Genomic DNA, 22,127 nt, shown 5'->3' with positions numbered 1-22,127 from the left:
GAGTCTACGCAGGCGGGGTGCCCCGCGGAAGCCGCGAGGCACCCCCTCATCCCTGCTCCTTTCCGGTGGAACCCTCCGGGTCCTCCATACCTCCCAGGCCCTCTACGGGTTGATGTTGATCTTGAAGGTGGAGGTGGTGTTCCTGACGTCCAGGGCGTTGCCGCTCAGCTTCAGCCCGTTGAACGTGACCTCACCGACCGCCGGGCCCTGGCCCGCCTCCGGCATCTCGTTGGCCCAGAGACCGAAGCCGGACTTCGCGTCGAACGCGTCACCGCTCTTGCGCGCTCCGGTGATCGAGATGTCGGTGAGCACCGTGTCCTTGATCGGGAACTGGGGCTGTCCACCGACGTAGTTCGTCTGGAACATGATCCCGCTGTACGTCGGGTCGACGATGTCCACATGGGAGATCCGGATGCCCTGGAACACCTTGGAGGCCGAGAACAGCCAGATGCCGGGGAAGGTCTGCGACCCCCAGAAGTGCCCGCCCGACCGCACGACCGACACGTTCTCGATCGCGGTGGGGCCGGTCCCGAATCCGTTCATCGGATAGCCGAAGTCCAGTGAACTGACCGTGATTCCGGAGTACACCAGGGTGTCGGCGATGTGGATGTTGCGGAAGGTGTTGTCGTACCCGCCGTACACGGCCACACCCGCGGCGCGCCAGGTGAGGATGGACGTCAGGTTCTCGTACACGTTGTTCTTCATGTCCGCGCCGCCGCCGTCGATCGCCGAGAACAGCGCGAAGCTGTCGTCCCCGGTGGCACGCGCCTCGTTGTTGGTGACGTGGTTGTCGGTGGATCCGTTGGTCATGTTGATGCCGTCGGCGAACATGTTGCGGATCCGGGAGTTCTTGATGGTGACACCGTCGGTGTTGGCGCCCCAGTAGAGGCACACCATGTGCTCGTTCCAGATGTTGTCGATCACGATGTCCGAGACGTTGGAGAAGTCGAACACCTTGCCCGGCCCGTCGATGCGGGACGTGTAGTTGCCGAAGTACGCGAAGTTCGAGAACGACGAACCCTTCGCACTGGCCTCCGCGCGCCACCCGACATCGGTGTTGTCCTGCGTGGACGGGGCGTGGAAGCGGGTGTACCAGGGACCCGCACCGACGACCTTCACGGCCTTGCCGTAGACCTGGAACTTGCTGGCGGTGGAGTAGTCACCGGCCGGCAGGTAGACGCCCACAAGGGTGCCCGTGGTGTCCATCCGCACCTTGTCCAGGGCGTTCTGGACGTCCTGGTGGGTGAAGCCGGCGGGCACGGTGTACGTGGCCGGATCCGGGTTGGCCACCTGGGCGACCTGCTCCAGGCTGACGAAGTCGATCGCATAGGTGCTGGTGTTGGCCGCGTCCTTCTGCAAACGGATCTTGCTGCCTGCCGGGACGGTCCTGCCCAGCATGAGGTTCGCCTCGTCGTAGATGTGCCGGGGCGCGCCCGAGCCCGGGGAGTTGCCCGGTCCGGTCTCGTTCCCGTACAGCCACGCGTACTTCGACGTGAGGTCGATGGCCTTCAGGAAGGTGCCGTCCACATAGACGTTCAGCTTCGAGTCGATGCCGCCGCCACCCGCGGAGTCCGGGATGGAGAACCGGGTGACCAGGGTGTTCGTCGACGCCCGGGTGGTGAACTCGACGTAGTTCCCGGTGCTGTCGAGAGTGACCGCCCTGCGCCCCGACGCCTCGCCCGCGACGTCGCCGACGGTCCTGTTGGGACCGACCACCTTGGCGCCGCCGCCCGGGACGCCGTCCTCCGCCTCGTACATGTCGTACGGCATGTTGGCGCCGCGTCCGACGAACAGCGATTCGGTGCGGGTGTTGTTCTCGCGCTTCACCGGGAGCTCGTTGGCGTCGTCGGCGACCACCACCTTCACCGTGTACGAGCCGTTGGCGGCCGTCCAGGTGCCGAGGGAGACCGGCGCCGTCGTGGAGCCCGCCGCGATGGCGCCGTTGTGCGCGCCGGTGAGGGTCTTCACCGTGGCGCCCTTGGAGTCGACCAGACTCAGGGTGATCCCGTGGCTGCCGCTCGCGGAGGCCACGGTGCCCTGGTTCCTGAGGGCGACGGAGAAGGTCACGGTGTCGCCCGCGGACGGGGCGGACGGGGCGGTGGTGACCGCGTTCGCGACGAGGTCGGAGCTGGAGACGGGCTTCACGACCAGCGGGGCACTGCTGGTGAAGCGGTTGTTGGTCTCGTTCTCCTCGATGATCTCGCCCGCCGGGTCGACGACCGCGCCCAGCGTGTAACTGCCCGCGTCGCGCGCTCCGATACCGGCGGTGACCTGTGCGGACGCACCGGCGGCGAGAGCGCCCACCGAGGCGGTGGCGACCTTGGAGCCGCCCAGCTCGAAGTCGAGCTTGCCCGCGGGAGCGGCGAGGGCGCCCGTGTTGCGTACGGTCGCCGACAGGGTGATCTGGTCGGACTCCACGGGCGCGGCCGGGGAGGCTCCGACGGCCGAGACCTGAAGGTCCGCGTTGGGGGCGGGAGCGCCCATCACCTGGAACTCGGCGACCTGGCCGGCCGGGGCCCCGGTGTTGGAGGTGAACTTCAGCTGGACGTCGGCGACCCTGGCGGTGACCGGGATCGTCACCGTGTTGCCGCTCGCCGGGTCGAACGCGTAGTTCCTGGCCGCGGCCAGGCTCGTGAAGGACGTGGCGTTCTGCTCCCGTCCGAGCACCTCGATGTTCTGGGTGCGCGCGCCCCAGCTGCTGTCGGGATTGAGCTTGACGACGACGCTCTCGGTGTCGGCGTTGGAGCCCAGCTTCACGGTGAGGGTGTTGGGGTAGCTGCCGCCCGCGCCCTCCCAGTAGGTGGTGACGGAGTTGTCGTTGGCGTTCGTCGCGACGAACGTGTGGACCACCGAGGACGCGGTGATCGGCTTGGAGACGGCGAGGTTGGACGCGGCGTTCGTGGAACCGTTGCGGGTCACGGAGTTGCTCGCGACGGATATGTTGCCGGCCGCGTCCTTGGCGCGCACCACGTAGGTGACCGTGGTGCCGGCCGACTGGGTGTCGGTGTACGTCGTGATGTCACCGGCCACGCTCCTGCGGAGCACGTTGTTGGCGTAGACGTCGTAGCCGGTCACGCCCTTGTTGTCCGAGGACGCCTGCCAGGCCAGCCTGATCTGTCCCGCGGACGGCTCGGTGAAGGCCAGCCCCGAGGGGGCGGTGGGTGCCTGCGTGTCGCCGGAGTCGCCCTGGCGGGTGACGGTGTTGCTGTTGCCCGACACGTTGCCCGCCGCGTCCCGGGCCCGGACGTAGTACGAGACGCTCTCGCCGGCCGGGCGTGTGTCGGTGAACGTGGTGACGTTGCCCGCCACGCCGGTCAGCAGGGTGTTGCCGGCGTAGATGTCGTAGCCGGTGACGCCCGTGTCGTCCGAGGAGGCCTTCCAGGTCAGCCTGATCTGGCCGGTGGACGGCTCGGTGAGGGCCAGGTCGGCGGGGGCCGTGGGTGCCTGGGTGTCCCCGGTCCCGGGGCCGTAGACCTCGAGTTCGGAGACCTGTCCGGCCGGCTGGACCGAGTTGGCGGTGACCAGCACCCGTACGTAGCGGGTGGTGGTGGCGTCGAAGGAGATCGTCGCCGTCTGCCCGCCCGCGGCGTTGAAGGTGTACGCCTTGGAGGCCGTCAGGTCACTGAATTCCGAACCGTTGGTGCTGCCCTGGATCTTCAGTGTCTGGGTCCGCTGCTCCCAGCCGTCGGGCAGCCGCAGCACGACCCGGTCGACGCGGACCGAGGAGCCGAGGTCCGCCTGGATCCACTGCGGGAGGGCGTTGTTCCTGCTCTCCCAGTAGCTGGCCCGGTTGCCGTCGTTGCCGTTGGCCGCCACGTACACCTCGGTGTGGCTGCTCGCCGTCAGGGTCCTGCCGGCGGCGAGGTCGGCCGACGAGTCCTCGGCCTCGCGGACCTCCAGTTCGGCGAGCTGGGCGTTGCGTCCCGCCGTGTTGGCCGTGATGTTCACCCGTACGAAGCGGGTCTTCGTGGCCGGGAAGGGGATCGTCACCTTGTTCGACGAACCGGGGCTGAAGGTGTAGGTCCCCGAGGTCTTCAGGGTGGAGAAGCTTGTGCCGTCCGCGCTCCCCTGGATGGAGAGGGTCTGCCTTCTGCTCTCCCATCCTGCGGGGAGCTTCAGCGTCACCTCGTCGATCCGGGAGTCCGGCCCGAGGTCGGTCTGCACCCACTGCGGAAGTGAGCTGCCGGATCCCTCCCAGTACGTCGACTGGTTGCCGTCCGTCACGCTCCGGGCGGTGTGCCCGTCGCCGGTACTGCTCGCCGCCGCGGCCCTGCCCGCGGCGATGCTGGGGCCGTCGGCCGCCGAGGCGGCGAGCGACGGCCATCCGATCATCAGAAGACTGGTGGTGACCGCGGCGGAAACGGCCCGCCATCTCCAGCGTGTGGCTCTCATTGGTCCCCGATCTTCGGCCTCGGCGCGGAGCGCGTCGAGGGCGCGGCTCTGTCTGCTCGGCTCGGTGACACCTGTTTCTGCGCTCACTGAGCATGAGTTTTGCGTTTTGCGGTCAGAGAATTGCAGAGAACTGCGAGAGCGTCCACCGTTGGGACAGAACCGATCGATCCGGATCGAAGAGTGATTCGGGCGCAAGCGCCGTGCTGCTACAGAGATTTGATTGCCAAGGCAGAAGAGCTCCGAGGACCGCAAGACAGCGCAATCGACGCAAGCCGCTTGCGTGCAAGTGGAAGGCGCTGCAAAGTGCCTGCTCCACGGCACAGCACGGAGCGGGGCCCGCGTGACGCGGACCCCGCTCCGATGGAGGCGGATCAGTGTTCGGCCGGACCGGGGGTCAGAGGCCGCCGGTGTACAGAAGCCGGTCGGGCGAGCCGGTGCCCAGATCGGTCAGCACGTCCGTCGTGGACTGGCCGGCGATCCAGTCGGAGATCTCCTGCGGGGTCGCGGCCGGGTTCTGCTCCAGGTAGAGGGCGGCGACGCCGACGACGTGCGGGCTGGACATGGACGTTCCGCTCAGTGACGTGGATCCGCCGCCGAGCCCGGCGGAGACGATGTCGGCCCCGGGGGCGTACACCTCCACGCAGGTGCCCCAGTTGCTGAAGTCCGTCTGCCGGTCCTGGTTGTCGCTGGCACCCACGGCCAGCACCTGGTCGGCGCCCGCCGGGGAGACGTTGCAGGCGTCCTGGCTCTCGTTGCCCGCGGCGACGACGGGCAGGATGCCCAGCTCGGCGAGTCCGTCGAAGGCGTCGTCGACCGCTGCGGACGAGGGTCCGCCGAGCGATGCGTTGACCACGCTGGGCGGCTCGGCGTTCTCGGCGATCCAGTCGAGACCCGCGATGATCCCGGCCCAGGTTCCCGACCCTTCGCAGTTGAGCACCCTGACGGGGACGAGCGAGGCGGAGCCCGCGACCCCGTAGGTCGCGCCGGCGACCGTGCCGGCCACATGCGTGCCGTGGCCGTTGCAGTCCTCGGCGCCCCGGCCGTCGCCGATGCCGTCGTAGCCTTCGCCCACCCGGCCGCCGAACTCGCTGTGGGCGGCCTCGATGCCGGTGTCGACGATGTACGCGGTCACGCCGGCACCCGTACCGGCCGCGTTGTACATGGAGTCCAGCGGCAGGTTCCGCTGGTCGATCCGGTCAAGTCCCCAGCTCGCGGCGGCCGCTCGGGCGCCGGCATCCTTCTTGGCGGCCGGCGGTGCGAGCGAGGCCTCGCTGTTCTCCTCCACGGCCTGGACGCCTGCCGTGCCGCGCACCTTCTCCAGCTGGGCAGGGGTGAGCGAAGCCGCGAAGCCGTGCAGGACCTTGCTGTACGTGAACAGCGTGGTGACCCCGAGATCCTCGGCCATGGCGTCAGCCGTCTGCGCGGACGACAGGGTGACGATGTACTGGCCGGGCACGGCCCGGGACGACTTCTGCACCGGGACGAGGCTGTCGCCGGTGTCGGCCGTGGCCGGGGTGGTGCCGATCAGCGGGGCCATCAGCAGTAGAGCGGCCGGGGCCCAGTGGGCGCGCAGGCGCATGCGTTCTCCTTGACGTGGAGGAGCCGATCGCGGACCAGGACAGGCCCGCGAGGTGCGAACACCTGACCTTTCGTCCACATCCGGGTCGCGCCTTGAGTCACGTCAGCCGGACAGCGCAAAGATCGGTACCGGGGCAGGCCCATTCGGCCGATTGCCTGAAAGGTTTCAACTTCCTCCTGCGGGCGAACATAAACCCGCTTCAACATGGACGTCAATGCCGCACACAGCAGGCTTTCAATCATCAAGCCAGAAAGACCTCGATCACGAAGGAACCCTTGACAGGGACCGGACACAACCCTAGCTTCACATGACTGAAACGATTCATCATCGCGTCGTTACGGAGCCGAGTTGTGATCAGCAGAAGACGACTGCTCAGCACCACCGCAGCCACCGCAGCGCTCGCTGCGGTGTCCGCACCCGCCGCGCACGCCGCAGGATCATCGCGGGCAGCCGCCGGCCGGGCCCGTGTCACCGAACCGACCGTCGAATACGTGCGCCATCCGCTCGGCCTCGACACCCCTCGTCCGAGACTGAGCTGGCCGGTCGCGTCGGGCCTCCCCGGCCGGACCCAGACCGCGTACCAGGTGCGGGTCGCCACCGCCCCGGAACGCCTCGGGAAGCCCGACGTCTGGGACAGCGGCAAGGTCGAGTCCGACCGGTCGGTGCTGGTCCCGTACGCGGGCCCCGAGCCGGTGTCCCGTACGCGCTACCACTGGTCGGTGCGTGTGTGGGACTCCGGCGGGCAGGTCTCCGGATGGAGCGAGCCGTCCTGGTGGGAGACAGGGCTCCTGGCCGAATCGGACTGGTCGGCCGGTTGGATCGGCGCGCCGGCCGCGTTGACCGCTGCGCCCGCGCTGGACGAAGCCTCGTGGATCTGGTTCCCCGAGGGCGATCCGGCCGCCGGTGCGCCCGCGGCCACGCGCTGGTTCCGGGGCCGGGTGGAGATTCCGGCCGGTGTCACCCGCGCACGCCTGGTCATGACGGCCGATGACGGGTTCACCGCCCGGGTGGACGGCGTGGAGGTGGCGCACACCGAGGCGGACGGCCCCGCCAACAACTGGCAGCGGCCCGTCCTCAGGGATGTGACGGACCGGCTCTCCCCCGGCGTGCATGTGATCGCCGTGTCGGCCACCAACGCCACGGAAGGACCCGCCGGACTGCTCGGCCTGCTGGAGCTGACCACCGCTGACGGTGTGGTCACCCTGGCCACCGGCGCCGACTGGCGGACCAGCGACAAAGAGCCTTCGGGGGACTGGGCGTCGGGTACCTACGACGACAGCGCGTGGTCCGCCGCCAAGGTCCTCGCCCCCTGGGGTTCCGGGCCCTGGGGCCGCGTCCAGGTGGCGCACTCCCCCGCCACCCAGCTGCGCAAGGAGTTCCGGCTCGGCCGCAAACGTGTGGCGCGCGCCAGGCTGTACTCCACCGCGCTCGGGCTGTACGAGGTGTTCCTCAACGGCAAGCGGGTCGGCGAGGACCGGCTCGCACCGGGCTGGACCGACTACAACAAGCGGGTCCAGTACCAGACGTACGACGTGACCGGACTGCTCGCACCGGGCGGGAACGCACTCGGGGTCACGCTCGCGGCGGGTTGGTACGCCGGCAACATCGCCTGGTTCGGGCCGCATCAGTACGGCGACCAGCCTGCCGTTCTGGCCCAGTTGGAGGTCACCTTCACGGACGGCTCGACGGAGCGGGTGGTCTCGGGGACCGACTGGCTGGCCGCGACCGGGCCCGTCACCGGCGCCGATCTCATGGCGGGCGAGGAGTACGACGCCCGGCTGGAGACCGACGGCTGGACGCGGGCCGGCTTCGACGCGTCGGGGTGGCTCGCGGCCGATCAGGTGGACGACGTCACGGCGGCGCTCGTCGCCGAAGTGGACGGCGCATGCCGGGTCGAGCGCGAGCTGACGGCACGTGAGGTGACGGAGCCGGAGCCCGGTGTCTTCGTGTTCGACCTCGGCCAGAACATGGTGGGCACCCCGCGCCTCACCGTATCGGGGCCGGCCGGCACCACGGTCCGGCTGCGCCATGCCGAGGTCCTCAACCCGGACGGCACGATCTACACGACCAACCTGCGCACCGCCCGCGCCACGGACACGTACACGCTCAAGGGCGGCGGCCGGGAGACGTACGAACCGCGCTTCACCTTCCACGGCTTCCGCTACGTCGAGGTGACGGGCTATCCCGGCCGGCCGGGCCCCGACGCGGTCGTCGGCCGTGTCATCCACACCTCGGCACCGTTCACCATGGACTTCACGACCGATGTGCCCATGCTCAACCAGCTCCACAGCAACATCACCTGGGGGCAGCGCGGCAACTTCCTCTCCATTCCGACGGACACCCCCGCACGGGACGAGCGCCTCGGCTGGACCGGTGACATCAACGTGTTCGCGCCCACCGCCGCGTACACGATGGAGTCGGCACGGTTTCTCACCAAGTGGCTCCACGACCTGCGCGACGACCAGGTCGCCGACGGCGCCTTCCCCAACGTCGCCCCGGACCTGCCGGGCGTCGGCAGCGGTGCGGCAGGCTGGGGCGACGCCGGGGTGACCGTGCCGTGGGCCCTGTACCAGGCGTACGGCGATGTGCGGGTCCTCGAGCAGTCCTGGTCCTCGATGCTGAAGTGGCTGGAATACCTGGAGGCACACAGCACCGGGCTCCTGCGGCCCGCCGACGGGTACGGCGACTGGCTCAACATCGAGGACGAGACGCCCAAGGACGTCATCGGTACGGCGTACTTCGCCCACAGCGCCGACCTCGTCGCCCGTATCGCCGAAGCGCTGGGCAAGGACCCGGCACCGTACCGGAGCCTCTTCGGCCGGGTGCGCGACGCGTTCCGGGCGGCGTACGTGACGGCCGGCGGGCGCGTCAAGGGCGATACGCAGACGGCCTATGTACTGGCGCTGTCCATGGACCTCCTGACGGAGGGCGACCGGGGGCCGGCGGCCGACCGGCTGGTCGCGCTCATCGAGGCGAAGGACTGGCATCTGTCGACGGGGTTCCTCGGGACCCCGCGGCTGCTGCCGGTGCTGACCGACACCGGGCACACGGATGTCGCCTACCGGCTGCTGACGCAGCGGACCTTCCCGAGCTGGGGCTACCAGATCGACCGGGGCGCCACGACGATGTGGGAGCGGTGGGACTCCATCCGGCCGGACGGCAGCTTCCAGGACGCCGGGATGAACTCCTTCAACCACTACGCGTACGGCTCGGTGGGTGAGTGGATGTACGCGAACATCACGGGGATCGCACCGGGGAGCCCCGGCTTCCGGAAGGTCGTCGTGCGACCGCGTCCTGGCGGCGGAGTGACGCAGGCCGAGGGCCGGTTCGACTCCCTGTACGGGCCGGTCACGACGCGCTGGAAGGTGGACGCGGACGGCTTCGCCCTCCGGGTCGTCCTGCCCGCCAACACGACCGCCGAGGTGTGGATACCGGGTGGGGACGAGCGGAGCGCCGGCCAGGGCTCCGCGACGTTCCTGCGCCTGGACGACGGGTGTGCGGTCTTCTCCGCCGGGTCGGGCACCCACCGGTTCGCCGCCTCCGCCTGACGGGATCACCCGGGCGCCCTGTAGGACGGAAACTGTCCTACAGGGCGCCTAACGTGTTCCTCAGGAGCTCGGGGAGAAGCCCAGGACTCCCCTGGAGGAGGCGGACGTGACCATGGCCGACGGCACGGAACCGGGTGCGGAGCCGCAGCTCTTCGAGCGGGTCGCGGAACTGAGGGCCTGGCTGGAGCGGCATCACGGGGTGCGGTCGGACCTGTGGGTGAAGGTCGCGAAGAAGAGCACGGGCATCGAGTCCGTCACGGCCGCCGAGATCATCGACGCCGTGCTCTGCTACGGCTGGATCGACGGGCAGCGCAAGTCCCTCGACGAGGAGTACTACCTCCAGCGGATCTCGCGCCGCCGCAGGGGCGGCCACTGGTCCCAGGTCAACGTGCGCAAGGTCGAGGCGCTGACGGCGGCCGGCCTGATGCGGGAGCCGGGACTGGCCGAGGTGCGGGCCGCGCAGGAGGACGGTCGGTGGGCGGCGGCGTACCCCTCGCAGAAGGAGGCCACCGTGCCCGAGGACCTCGCGGCCGCGCTGACCGCCGGCTCCCTCGCGGCGCAGCGGTTCGACGAGCTCGGCAGAACGGACAGGTACCTGGTGATTCTCGAACTCCTGAAGGCGCGGACGCCCGAGCTGAGGGCCGCCCGCCTCGCACGGGCGATCACGAAGCTGGAGTCGGGCGGTACGTCCGGCTGAGCCGCCCGGAGGCGGTCAGGCGGTGCTGCCGAGGAGGTCCGGCTTCTCGGCCAGCGCGGCGAGACGCCCGGCCGGGTCCGCGACCAGCCGACGGGCCGCCAGATCGAGGATGCCGCCGATGGCCCTGATGTCCGCGGCCAGGGTGCCGTCCTCCTTGACGATCTGCTGCACGATCTCGAAGGTCTTGCCCGCACCGTAGACGAACTCGCAGCTCACCCGCACTCTGTCCCCGCCACGCAGCTCCCGCAGGTACTTCACCGTCACTTCCAGCTGCACGGGCCCGACTCCGTCGGCCAGCAGCCTCTCCTGCGGCAGTCCGGCGGCCCGCAGCAGCTCCCAGCGCGCGTGTTCCGCGTACTGGAGGTAGACGGCCTGGTTGAGGTGGCCCTGGGTGTCGAGCTCGTAGCCGCGCACGGTGACGTCGACGAAGTAGGTCATGAACATCCGAACACCGGCGGGCAGTCCGCCATTCCGCCGGGTCCCGTGGCCAGGTGCCTCTACGCAACCTCTTTACGCGCCTGTCATGCACGGGTAACTTCCTGACTGCAAAAGATTGCAGCAAAATTCTGACAGCACTTGCTGTCGGAACGCACTGCTCGCCCGAACCCCGAGGCGCGTCCGGGTTCTCCGGCGGGATCCTCGCAGCCGCTCGTGGAGCGGTTGTGCTGTTGGCAGCCACGGTCCACCCGCCCGTGGCACTCCCCTGGAGACACACGAATGAAACGCACCCCCACCCGGCTGCTCGGACGCCCTCTGGCAGCGGCCGTCGCAGCCACCGTGATGCTGGGGCTCCTGGCCGCGGTACCGAAGGCCGCGGATTCCGATTCGGCCGTGCCCGCGGCCGCTTCGGAGTCCACCGCGACCGTCTTCTACTACACGAAGACCAAGAACTGGTCCGCGTACAAGCTCCACTACGCACCCGACGGCGGCTCCTGGACCACCGTTCCGGGCGTGGCGATGGAGGCCGCGTGCACGGACTGGGTGAAGCGGACCGTCAGCCTGGGCAGCGCCTCCGGTCTGGCCGCGACGTTCAACAACGGTTCGGGCGTCTGGGACAACAACGCCGGGAAGAACTACGCCCTGGGCACCGGGAACATCACCGTCAAGGACGGCGTCGTGGCCCACAGCGACCCGTGCGCGGACACCGGTACGGAACCCACACCCACACCGACCTCCGACCCCGGGGGGTCACACACCGCGGCGGTCTACTACTCGACCGCCACGGTCGGCTGGACCACCACCAATCTGCACTACCAGCCGACGGGCGGCGCCTGGACCACCGTGCCCGGCGTGGGCATGGAGGCCGCCTGTACCGGCTGGGTGAGGAAGTCCGTCGACCTCGGTACGGCGACCACGATGCTTGCCACGTTCAACAACGGCAACGGGGTGTGGGACAACAACAACGGCGCCAACTACACGGTGCCGGCGGGGCTCACCACGGTGAAGGACAAGAAGGTCACCGCCGACGCCGAGGACCCCTGCGCCGCCGAGGTCCCGGACACCCAGGCACCGACCCTGCCCACGAAGGTGACCGCCGACGCCGACGGTGTGTCCGTCGTGCTGACCTGGGATCCGTCCACCGATGACCGCGGTGTGACGAAGTACCAGGTGACCCGGACCGGGGGCACGAAGGGCACGATGGTCACCGACGTCGGCTCCACCGTGTATTCCGACACCGGGCTGGAGGAGAAGACGGCCTACAGCTACACGGTCAAGGCCGTCGACGCCGCCGGGAACGTGTCGGCCGCCTCGGCAGCCGCCACCGCGACCACGGGCGAGAAGCCCGCGGCACCGGCGGCCGGGGAACCGCTGGGCACCGATCCCCGCAAGGACCCGATCTACTTCGTGCTCACCGCCCGCTTCAACGACGGTGACACCTCCAACAACCGGGGTGGGAGCCAGCACACGAAGTCGGGCAACGCGGCGAACAACGACCCCATGTTCCGGGGCGACTTCAAGGGCCTGGTCGAGAAGCTCGACTACATCAAGGGCCTCGGCATGTCCGCCGTGTGGATCACCCCGGTGGTGCTGAACCGGTCCGACTACGACTACCACGGCTACCACGGCTACGACTTCTACGAGGTCGACGCCCGGCTGGAGTCCGCCGGTGCCTCCTACCAGGACCTCATCAACGCGGCCCACGCCAAGGGCATGAAGATCTACCAGGACGTCGTCTACAACCACTCCTCCCGCTGGGGCGCCAAGGGCCTGTTCACCCCGAAGGCGTACGGAGTCCGCGACGCCCAGTGGAGCTGGTTCTACGACGAGAAGAACGACGGGTTCGAGTACGACGGCCTGACCGTCGAGCCCAAGTCCGGGAAGTCGTACTACAACGGCGACCTCTGGTCGACCGCCGAGCCTTCGGGCAACACCTGCGTCAACTGGGGCACGCCCACCCAGTACACCTCGCCCGAGGGGTACCGGATCTACAACTGCCAGTGGCCCAACCCCACTTCGGGCATGTTCCCGAAGGCGTACTACCACAACTGCTGGATCGGGAACTGGGAGGGCGAGGACTCCCGCAGCTGCTGGCTGCACGACGACCTCGCCGACTTCAACACCGAGAGCGCGCCCGTCCAGAACTACCTGATCGGCGCCTACAACAAGTACATCGACATGGGCGTGGACGGCTTCCGGGTCGACACCGCCGTGCACATCCCCCGTACGACCTGGAACCGCCGCTTCCTTCCGGCGATCCAGGAGCGCGTCACCCAGCAGTTCGGCGCCGAGGCCGCGAAGAACTTCTTCGTCTTCGGTGAGGTCGCGGCCTTCGTCAACGACAAGTGGAATCGCGGCTCGGTCAACCACTCCGCGCAGTTCTACACCTGGAAGGAACGCAAGGAGTACGACGCGGACGACGAGAAGGCCGCGCTGGAGATGTACGACTACGAACAGCAGCAGGGCACCGGCTCCCAGCCGACCTCCACCAACGCCTTCCTGAACGGCAACGCGTACCACGCACCGGACCACAGCAGGTTCTCCGGCATGAACGTCATCGACATGCGCATGCACATGAACTTCGGTGACGCCAACAACGCGTACAACAACGGCAAGGACTCCGACGACAGTTACAACGACGCCACCTACAACGTCGTGTACGTCGACAGCCACGACTACGGGCCCAACAAGAGCAGCGAACGGTACGCGGGCGGCACCGACGCCTGGGCCGAGAACATGTCCCTGATGTGGACCTTCCGGGGCATCCCCACGCTCTACTACGGCTCCGAGGTCGAGTTCCAGGCCGGCAAGAAGATCGACTGCGGGCCCACCTGCCCGCTGGCGACGACCGGCCGCGCGTACTTCGGCGGTCAGCTCGCGGGCGACGTCAGGGCGTCCGACTTCAGCAAGGTCTCCTCGGCGACCGGTGCCGTCGCCGACACCCTCGCGAAGCCGCTGGTCAAGCATGTGCAGCGGCTCAACGAGATCCGACGGGCCGTGCCCGCCCTGCAGATGGGCCAGTACTCCACCGAGGGCATCACGGGGTCGATGGCGTACAAGCGCCGGTACACCGACGCGGCGAGCGGCACGGACAGCTTCGCGCTGGTGACGGTCACCGGCAGCGCCACGTACGCGGGCATCCCCAACGGCACCTATAAGGACGCCGTCACCGGGGACACCCGGGTGGTGACGGGCGGCACGCTCGCCGTCCCGGCACCGGGCAAGGGCAACCTGCGGGTGTACGTCCTCGACCTCGGCGGGAAGAACGCGGCCCCGGGCATGATCGGGACGGCGGGTGCCTACCTGAAGTGACCCGAGGTGAACCCGGGCGTGGCGGGCGCGCGATGCGCGTGCGCCACGCCCGGCCGTTCTAGCTTCCGGCCACCCGCCGCAGGGTGCGCAGCAGGTACTCCTTGCGGTGGAGCGGGTCGTGGTCGGTACGGGGCCGCTGCGGAACGGGGCCCTCGACGGGCCGGTAGTGCGCGAAGTCGGACTCCAGCACCCCCTCGCCGCGCGTCATCTCCGGCAGCAGCTGCTGCAGTTCGTGGATGCGGGCGGCGGGTACCTCGCCCTCCAGGGTGCACACGCGGCCCCGCGTCCGCGGAGTCCGGGGGACGGCGCGCAACCGTGCGAGGACCGGGACGAGCGGGCCGAACGTATCGGCCGGGAGCTCGATGCGGAAGTGGTGCATCGGCTCGTACACCGTGGTCCCGGCCTGTTTCAGCGCGTCCATGAGCACCAGCGGTGTCAGGTTGCGGAAGTCGCCCGCCGTGCTCGACATGCTCTTGTCGAACACGGCATGCGAATGACTCTGCCGGGGCCAGTATCCGGAATGGGTCAGGGTGACGGTGCAGTCGGTGACCTGCCATCCGTGAATTCCCTGGCCGAGCGTCTCCAGCACGGTGTCCTCCACGGCCCTCATGAGGGAGAAGGGCATGGATCCGAGTTCCACCTCCCGCCGGAATTCCACCCCGCTGCCGGTCGGTGCGGGATCGACACGGAGTCCGACCGTGGCGAGGAAGGGATTGGGGTCCCGGTCGATGACCTCGACGGCCGCGCCGGTTCCGGCCGGCCGTTCCAGGCAGATGGTCGTCGTCTCCCGGAAGGTGACCTCGATGCCGTACTCGTCGGCCAGCGTCGCCTGGATGACCTCCTTCTGCACCTCGCCGTAGAGCGAGAGGGAGACCTCCTGACGGATGTCGTCACGCCGTACACCGATCAGCGGGTCCTGCTCCGCGAGCTGGCCGAGCGCGGTGTGCAGGGCGCCCCGGTCCTCCCTGCGGAGAGGGGAGACCACCGTCTCCAGCGTCGGCGGGGCGAAGTGGGCCTGTGTCTGCGGCTTCGCGGGCGCCTCACCGATCCTGTCCCCGATCCGGACGGCACCGAGCCCCCTCAGCCGGCCGATCCGGCCGGCGGTGAGTGCGGAAGCACGGTCGTCCGTACCGCGGTCGAAGACGGTGATGCCGGAGATCTTGCCCTCGCGCCCGTCGTCCTCGCCGTCCCCCCGGAAGCGGACGCGCTCACGCGTGCGCACCGTTCCGGAGAACATCCGGACGTACGCGACCTTCTCCCCGGCAGGACCGCGCTCGACCTTGAACACCGTGCCCGATGCCGGTCCCTCGGCATCCTGGCCGGTCACCGGCAGCAGCTCGGTGATTCCCGCGATCAGGTCCGCCACACCCGCCCCGGTGGCCGCGGAGCCGAAGTACACCGGGTGCACCAGCGCCTGCCGGGTCTGCGCCGCCAGACCGGCGCGCAGCCGCTCGTACGGGATGCCCGTCGCGTCGTCGACGTAGGCGGCGAGCAGGTCGTCGTCGTGACCGGTGAGCAGATCGGTCAGCGCGGTGGTGAATCCCGCGTCCGCGGCGGTGAACGGTACGGTGCGGGCGTCGCGGGTCCCCAGGGCTTCGGCCGAACCCATCGCGACGATATCGCTCGACAGGCGCTCCGCGATGTCCGCGAGGACACCTTCGTACCGGGCGCCTCCCCTGTCGGTCTTGTTCACGAAGACGAGTGTGGGGATCCGCAGCCGGCGCAGCGTCCGCATCAGGACGCGGGTCTGTGCCTGCACACCCTCCACGGCGGAGACGACGAGCACCGCGCCGTCGAGCACACCGAGGACCCGTTCCACCTCGGCGATGAAGTCCGGGTGGCCGGGGGTGTCGATGAGGTTGACCGCGACGTGGTCGATGACGAAGGAGACGACCGCGGACTTGATGGTGATGCCGCGTTGCCGTTCCAAGGCCAGCGAGTCGGTCTGTGTGCTGCCGTCGTCGACGCTGCCGACGGTGTCGATGACTCCGGCGGCGTGGAGAAGCCGCTCGGTCAGGCTTGTCTTACCGGCGTCGACGTGCGCCAGAATTCCCAGGTTCAATGTGTGCACTGAGCTTCATGCCCTCGAGATAGGTGTCAATTCCTGTCTGGGTGGACACAGAAGCTCGGCGCATGGAATTTCTCCCGGGTTGTTCGGCTGGTGCCGGAATTACAGCAGGCAGCCGCTTCGCGGGGCAATCGAATTAGGGTCTTTCGTTTGGATCGGATGCGCGTGCCGGGCCCCGCGGGCCCGGCATTGATCCAAACGAAGGACCCTAGGCCTCCAGGTGCGGGAAGCGCAGTTCGGTGCGGCTCCGGGCGGTCTCTCCGGGGCGCAGGACGGTGCTGGGCTGGTCGGGCCGGTTGGGTGAGTCGGGCAGGTGCTGGGTCTCCAGGCAGACCGCGCCGTGGCGTTCGTGGCGGCGGCCGGAGGCGTCGGTGAACGAGCCGTCGAGCTGGTTGGCGGTGTAGACCTGGATGCCCGGCTCGGTGGTCCACACCTCCAGGACGCGGGCCGAGTCCGGGGCGGTGAGGCGGGCGGCCCGGCGCAGACCGCCATCGGTCCCCCGCAGCACCCAGCAGTGGTCGAACCCGCCCGCCAGGCGCAGCTGTTCGTCCTCCAGTCCGATGGACTCCCCCAGTACGCGCGGTGCTGTGAGGTCGAACGGTGTGCCGCGTACCGCGGCCGGCGCTCCCAGCGGGATGCCGTCGCCGTCCACCGGCAGATAGGTGTCGGCGTCGACCTCCAGCCGGTGGCCCAGGATGTCGCCCCGGCCCGCCAGGTCGAAGTAGGCGTGGTTGGTGAGGTTGACGACAGTGGCCCGGTCGGTGACCGAGGCGTAGTCGATGGCCAGGGTGCCCGCCGTGTCGAGGGTGTAGGTGACCGTCGCGTCGAGCGCGCCGGGGAACCCCATGTCGCCGTCGGGGCTGTGCAGGGTGAGGCGCAGGGACACGCTGTCGTCGGTACCGTCCGCGGTGGCGTCCCACACCTTGGTGTGGAATCCCTCGGGGCCCCCGTGCAGTGCGTGGCCGCGGTCGTTGGCGGGGACGTGGTGCGTGTCCCCGTCCAGGGTGAAGCGGCCGTTCGCGATGCGGTTGGCGTAGCGGCCGACGACGGCGCCGAAGTACGGGTGCTTGCCCGTGTAGTCGTCGACGGTGGCGAGCGACCGTACGACGGAGGCGGTCGCGCCCTGGGTGTCGGGCACGGTGAGGCTGTGCAGGGAGGCGCCGTAGGTGAGTACCTGGGCGACGACTCCGGTACCGGAGTCGAGGGTCCACAGGCCGGTCTCCGTCCCATGGGCGGAGCCGAACGGTGTGCGGTGCACGGTGGGGCGCGGCATCAGAGGTCCTTGTGAAGAGCGGGGGCACGCCCGGGTGCGGTGGATTCGCGGACGATGAGGCGGTAGCCGGGGCGGGGCCGGCGTGGTTCGGAGACCGGTTCGCCCGAGAGGCGTTCGACGAGGCTGTCGACGGCCAGCCGGGCGATGGCCTCCTTGTCCGGGGCGATGGTGGTGAGCGTGGTGGTGCCGTACCGGCTCTCCTCGATGTCGTCGAAGCCGACGACGGCGATGTCGTCCGGGATGCTCAGCCCGCGTTCGGTGATGGTCCGCATCGCGCCGATGGCGATGAGGTCGTTGTACGCGAACACGGCGTCCGGCCGCTCGCCCCGGTCCAGGAGCGAGGCCATGGCTGTGGCGCCGTCCTCGCGGCCGTATCCGTCGGTGACCACGACGAGGGACTCGTCGGGCTCGATGCCCGCGGCGGCCAGTTCCTCGCGCCAGCCGCGCAGCCGCAGATGCGCGGGCTGGCGTTCGCGGCCGGTACGTGAGCCGAGGAACGCGATCCTGCGGCTGCCGTTGTCGATGAGGTGGCGCACGGCCTCGCGGGACGCCGCGACGTTGTCGATGGCGATGTGGTCGTACGGTGCCTCGTACTCACGCTCGCCGAGCAGCACCAGCGGCGCCGTCTCGGTGCGTGCCATGAGGTCCTCGGTCTCCAGGTGGATGGGGCTGAGGATGAGGCCGTCGATCACATGGGACCGGAATCCCTGGCTGACCAGGAGTTCCTTCTCCCGGAGGCCGGCGGTGTGGTCGACCAGGACGGTGTAGTCGTGCCGGGCGGCCGCGTCGACGACCGCTCCGGCGAGTTCGGCGAAGTAGGGGTTGCCGAACTCGGGTACGGCGAGGGCGATGATCCCGGTGCGGCCCTTGCGCAGGTGGCGGGCGGTGAGGTTCGGCCGGTAGCCGAGTTCGTCGATCGCCTTCTGCACCTTTGCGCGCATCGCCGGTGTGACGTGCTGATAGTTGTTCACCACGTTCGACACGGTCTTGATGGACACGCCCGCCCGATGCGCAACGTCCTTGAGGCTGACGCCCACGGCACTCCTTGGATCGACTTGGCTCAGTGGTTCGGCTCGGTACAGCTGGTTCGTCGTCAGGTGCTTCTGCGACTGCGCGCCAGATAGCGCTGGGCCACCACGACAACGATAAGGAAACCGCCGCTGACCACCGACTGGTACGAGGAGTTGAGCGAGCCGATCTGGTTGATCAGGTTCTGGATGACGGCCAGCAGCAGGACGCCCCAGAGGGTTCCGCTGATGGAGCCGGCACCGCCGATGAGCAGCGTGCCGCCGATGACGACCGCGGAGATCGCGTCCAGTTCCATGCCCACGCCGACGATGGTGACACCGGAGGACAGCCGGGCCGCGTTGAGCGCACCGGCGAGTCCTGCCAGCAGGCCGCTGAGGGTGTAGACGAGGATCTTGGTGCGGGCGACGGGGAGGCCCATCAGGGTGGCCGCGTCGCTGCTGCCGCCGACGGCGAAGAGGGTCTGCCCGAACGAGGTGCGCTGCAGCACCAGTCCGCCGGCCCCGAAGAGGACCAGGGCGATCAGGATCGGGTAGCCGAAGCCCCAGACGCTGCCCTGGCCGAGCTCCCCGAAGGCGGAGTCCTTGGGCACCAGGTAGGTGGTGGCGCCCTCGTCGGTGAGGGCGAGCAGCAGACCGCGGGCGGCCAGCAGGGTGGCGAGGGTGACGATGAAGGGCGCCATGTTGCCCCGGGCGATCAGGAGCCCGTTGAGCAGCCCGATCGCACCGCACACCACGAGGGGTACGAGCAGGGCGGCGAGGAAGCCGTACTGCGAGGCCCAGGCGGCGAGGACTCCGCCGAGGGCGAATACCGACCCGACGGACAGGTCGATGCCGCCGGTGATGATGACCATGGTCATGCCGAGGGCGACCACGGCGAGGAAGGACGCCTGGATCGTCACGCCGCGCGCGTTGTCCAGGGAGGCGAAGGTCGGGTAGATGAACGAGGCGGCGATCACGACGGTCAGCAGGACCGCGAGGACGCCCTGGCGCTGGAGGAGTTCGGCGACGCGCTGCTTGGTGTCCGGTGCGGGGGCGGCGGGGCGGGGAGCTTTGCCGCCCGCGGGTGCGGCCTTCCGCACGGCCGGGGCCTGGACTGCGGGGGCGGGTGTGGTTTCGTTCATCGGGACCGACGCTCCCGGGCGACGTAGACGGCGGCGATGATGATGGCCGCCTGGGCGATCTGTGCGGTGGAGTCGGGCAGGTCGTGCTTGACGAGTGTGGCGCGCAGGAGCTGCATCAGCAGGGCGCCGGCCACGGTGCCGAGCACCCGGATGGAGCCGCCGTTGAGGGGCGTGCCGCCGACCACGACCGCCGTGATGGCGGAGAGTTCCATGAGGGTGCCGAGCGAGGACGGGTCGCTCGCGGTGAGCCTGGCCGTGGCGAGGATGCCGGCGAGGGCCGCGAGCACGCCGCAGAGCACGTACACACCGATGAGGACGCGCTTCACCGGGAGTCCCGCGAGGGCGGCCGCGGACCGGTTGCCTCCGACGGCGACGATCTGCCGCCCGAAGGTGGTGCGCTGCACGAGGAAGGCCACGGCGACGGCGAGGACTCCGGCGATCAGGACGACCAGCGGAATGCCGAGGAAGGAGCCGGTTCCCAGCGACAGCAGGTCGGGGTTGACGATCTGCTTGAGCTGGCCGTCGGCCATGACCAGGGCCAGTCCCCGGCCGCCGACGAAGAGGGCGAGCGTGGCCACGATGGGCTGCAGCCCGATGAGGGAGACCAGCGTGCCGTTGACCGCTCCGACGACCGCGCCCGCGAGGAGCGAGACGACGAGCGCGGGCACGAGCCCGTATCCGAGATAGAGCGGCAGGAACGCGGCGGCGAGCGCCATGGTCGAGCCGACGGAGAGGTCGACGCCTTCGGTACCGATGACCAGGGCCATGCCCAGGGCGACGATGACGATGGGGGCGACCTGGACGAGCTGGGTGCGGAAGTTGTCCGCGGTCATGAAGTGGTCGGTGAACAGGGCGTTGAAGAGCAGCACGACCGCCACGGCGACGTACACGCCGTATTCCTGGTACCAGGCGGGGTCACGCAGCCGTGCCAGGGGCGTCACACGCTTGGCGGGCTGCTTGGCTGGCTCTACGGGTGGGGAGACGGCGGCCTGGGTCATCGGGGGTCCTCCTGAGCGGCCGGGGCCTTGTCTCCCGGCGCCGGTGCATGGTCGGCGAGTACTTCGAGCAGCCGGCTCTCGGCCACCTCGTCGCCCGCCAGTTCGCCTGCGACGGCTCCGCCGCGCAGGACGACGATCCGGTCGGCGCCCTCGATGAGCTCCTCGATGTCGGAGGAGATGAGCAGGACGGCCAGGCCCTCCAGGGCGAGGTCGTCGATGAGGCTCTGGACCTCGGCCTTGGCGCCGACGTCGATACCGCGGGTGGGTTCGTCGAGCAGCAGGACCTTGGGTTCCAGGCAGAGCCAGCGGGCCAGCAGGACCTTCTGCTGGTTGCCGCCGGAGAGTTCGCCGACCTTCTGCTCGGGGCTCGACGCCTTGATCCGCAGGCGCTTCATGAAGATGTCGACGATCCGGTCCTGCTTGGCGCGGGAGACGACACCGGCGCGGGAGAGGCGCGGCATGGCGGCCAGCACGATGTTCTCGCGGACGGAGAGGCCGGGGACGATTCCCTCCGCCTTGCGGTCCTCGGGCAGCAGGCTGATCCCGGCCCGGATGGCGGCGGCCGGGGTGAGGCGGTTCAGCGCGGTGCCGTCGACGGTGAGCTCGCCCGCGTCCAGGGGCAGCGCACCGGACAGGGCTTTCGCCGTCTCGCTGCGGCCCGATCCGAGGAGGCCGCCGAGGCCGAGCACTTCGCCCGCGTACAGCGACAGGGATATGTCGTGGAGCTGGTGGCGGCTGGTCAGGCCGGTCGCGGTGAGCACCGGGGTGCGGGCCGCTTCGTGTCCCTCCGCCGCGAAGTTGGTGACGCCGGAGCGGCGTACCTCGGCCATGTCGCGGCCGAGCATCATCGAGACGAGCTGCATCCGGTCGAGGTCGGCGAGGTCCCCGGTGTGGATGTGGCGGCCGTCGCGCAGGACGGTGACGCGGTCGCAGATCCGGTACAGCTCGTCCATGCGGTGGCTGACGTAGAGCACGGCGATGCCCTGGGCGCGCAGGGTCTCGATGACCCGGAAGAGGGTCTCCACCTCACGCGGTTCGAGCGAGGAGGTGGGTTCGTCCATGATGACGACCTGGGCGTTGACCGAGACGGCCCGTGCCAGGGCGACCATCTGCTGCGTGCCGATCCCGAGGGTGTGCAGGGGGCGGCGGGGGTCGACGCGTACGCCGAAGCCGTCGAGCAGTTCGGCCGTCTCCCGGTGCATGCGGGCGAAGTCGATGAGGCCGAGGCTGTTCTTGGGTTCACGGCCGAGGAAGATGTTGCGCGCCACGCTCATCAGCGGGACGAGGTTCACCTCCTGGTAGATCGTGGAGATGCCGGCCTGCTGGGACTCGAACGGCCGGGCGAACCTCACCGGCTGACCCGCCATCCGCAGGTCGCCCCCGTCCGGCCGGTACACACCGGTCAGGACCTTGATGAGGGTCGACTTGCCGGCGCCGTTCTCGCCGACGAGCGCGTGCGTCTCCCCTGCGCGCAGGGAGAAGGAGACGTCGTCCAGGGCGACGACGCCGGGGAACCGTTTGCTCACCGAGCGGGCTTCGAGCACCGCGGCGGCCGTGGGCACGGCCGCGTCCGGTGCCTGAGGTACTGCTTCGGGTGGTGCCATGGGTGGTCTTGGCCTTCCGCTGTTCCAAGGGTGTGGGCCCGGGAGCCGCCGTGGCCCTCGTCAGAGGGC

12 protein-coding genes are annotated in these 22,127 nt (G+C 69.5%); 3 read left to right on the top strand and 9 right to left on the bottom strand.

Annotated elements, in window-relative coordinates:
- Positions 1–102: 102 nt before the first annotated feature.
- Positions 103–4,392, bottom strand: coding sequence for a discoidin domain-containing protein (locus ACFQ6X_RS22475; RefSeq protein WP_383184025.1), 4,290 nt, complete (start codon positions 4,390–4,392; stop codon positions 103–105).
- Between the two features lie 394 nt (positions 4,393–4,786).
- Positions 4,787–5,971: a S8 family peptidase gene (locus tag ACFQ6X_RS22470; protein WP_383184023.1), complete on the bottom strand. Its 1,185-nt coding sequence runs from the start codon at positions 5,969–5,971 to the stop codon at positions 4,787–4,789.
- A 350-nt stretch (positions 5,972–6,321) separates the two neighbouring features.
- On the opposite strand from ACFQ6X_RS22470, the gene ACFQ6X_RS22465 reads away from it, so the two are divergent.
- Positions 6,322–9,519 carry an alpha-L-rhamnosidase gene (locus ACFQ6X_RS22465; RefSeq protein WP_383184021.1) on the top strand — a complete coding sequence of 1,066 codons (3,198 nt, stop codon included), beginning with the start codon at positions 6,322–6,324 and terminating at the stop codon, positions 9,517–9,519.
- 112 nt (positions 9,520–9,631) lie between these two features.
- On the top strand, positions 9,632–10,216 hold the full coding sequence (locus ACFQ6X_RS22460; RefSeq protein WP_383184207.1) for a YdeI family protein: 585 nt from the start codon (positions 9,632–9,634) through the stop codon (positions 10,214–10,216).
- A gap of 15 nt (positions 10,217–10,231) precedes the next feature.
- Here the strand turns inward: ACFQ6X_RS22460 and ACFQ6X_RS22455 are convergent, their stop codons facing one another.
- The gene (locus ACFQ6X_RS22455; protein ID WP_383184019.1) at positions 10,232–10,654 is read right to left on the bottom strand and encodes an acyl-CoA thioesterase; all 423 of its coding nucleotides are present in this window, start codon (positions 10,652–10,654) and stop codon (positions 10,232–10,234) included.
- A 279-nt stretch (positions 10,655–10,933) separates the two neighbouring features.
- Between ACFQ6X_RS22455 and ACFQ6X_RS22450 the strand changes: the two genes are divergently transcribed.
- Positions 10,934–13,966 (top strand): carbohydrate binding domain-containing protein, encoded by a 3,033-nt coding sequence (locus tag ACFQ6X_RS22450; protein ID WP_383184017.1) that lies wholly within the window; start codon positions 10,934–10,936, stop codon positions 13,964–13,966.
- A 58-nt stretch (positions 13,967–14,024) separates the two neighbouring features.
- Here the strand turns inward: ACFQ6X_RS22450 and ACFQ6X_RS22445 are convergent, their stop codons facing one another.
- From ACFQ6X_RS22445 to ACFQ6X_RS22420, 6 genes are all read right to left on the bottom strand, one after another.
- Positions 14,025–16,037: a GTP-binding protein gene (locus ACFQ6X_RS22445; RefSeq protein ID WP_383184015.1), complete on the bottom strand. Its 2,013-nt coding sequence runs from the start codon at positions 16,035–16,037 to the stop codon at positions 14,025–14,027.
- Between the two features lie 205 nt (positions 16,038–16,242).
- Positions 16,243–17,307 carry an aldose epimerase family protein gene (locus ACFQ6X_RS22440; RefSeq protein WP_383184013.1) on the bottom strand — a complete coding sequence of 355 codons (1,065 nt, stop codon included), beginning with the start codon at positions 17,305–17,307 and terminating at the stop codon, positions 16,243–16,245.
- Positions 17,307–18,344: a LacI family DNA-binding transcriptional regulator gene (locus ACFQ6X_RS22435; RefSeq protein WP_329214171.1), complete on the bottom strand. Its 1,038-nt coding sequence runs from the start codon at positions 18,342–18,344 to the stop codon at positions 17,307–17,309. Before ACFQ6X_RS22435 ends, ACFQ6X_RS22440 begins: the two co-directional genes overlap by 1 nt.
- Positions 18,345–18,400: 56 nt before the next feature.
- Positions 18,401–19,456 carry an ABC transporter permease gene (locus tag ACFQ6X_RS22430; protein ID WP_383184010.1) on the bottom strand — a complete coding sequence of 352 codons (1,056 nt, stop codon included), beginning with the start codon at positions 19,454–19,456 and terminating at the stop codon, positions 18,401–18,403.
- On the bottom strand, positions 19,453–20,454 hold the full coding sequence (locus ACFQ6X_RS22425) for an ABC transporter permease (RefSeq protein ID WP_383184008.1): 1,002 nt from the start codon (positions 20,452–20,454) through the stop codon (positions 19,453–19,455). The genes ACFQ6X_RS22430 and ACFQ6X_RS22425 overlap by 4 nt, the downstream gene beginning before the upstream one ends.
- Positions 20,451–22,058 (bottom strand): sugar ABC transporter ATP-binding protein, encoded by a 1,608-nt coding sequence (locus ACFQ6X_RS22420; protein ID WP_383184007.1) that lies wholly within the window; start codon positions 22,056–22,058, stop codon positions 20,451–20,453. Before ACFQ6X_RS22420 ends, ACFQ6X_RS22425 begins: the two co-directional genes overlap by 4 nt.
- Between the last annotated feature and the right edge of the window lie 69 nt (positions 22,059–22,127).

Source organism: Streptomyces sp. NPDC056452 (assembly GCF_042796085.1).
Classification (GTDB): Bacteria; Actinomycetota; Actinomycetes; order Streptomycetales; family Streptomycetaceae; genus Streptomyces.
Note: the sequence above shows the minus strand (reverse complement) of the source record. Positions and strands in the feature narration are given on the sequence as shown.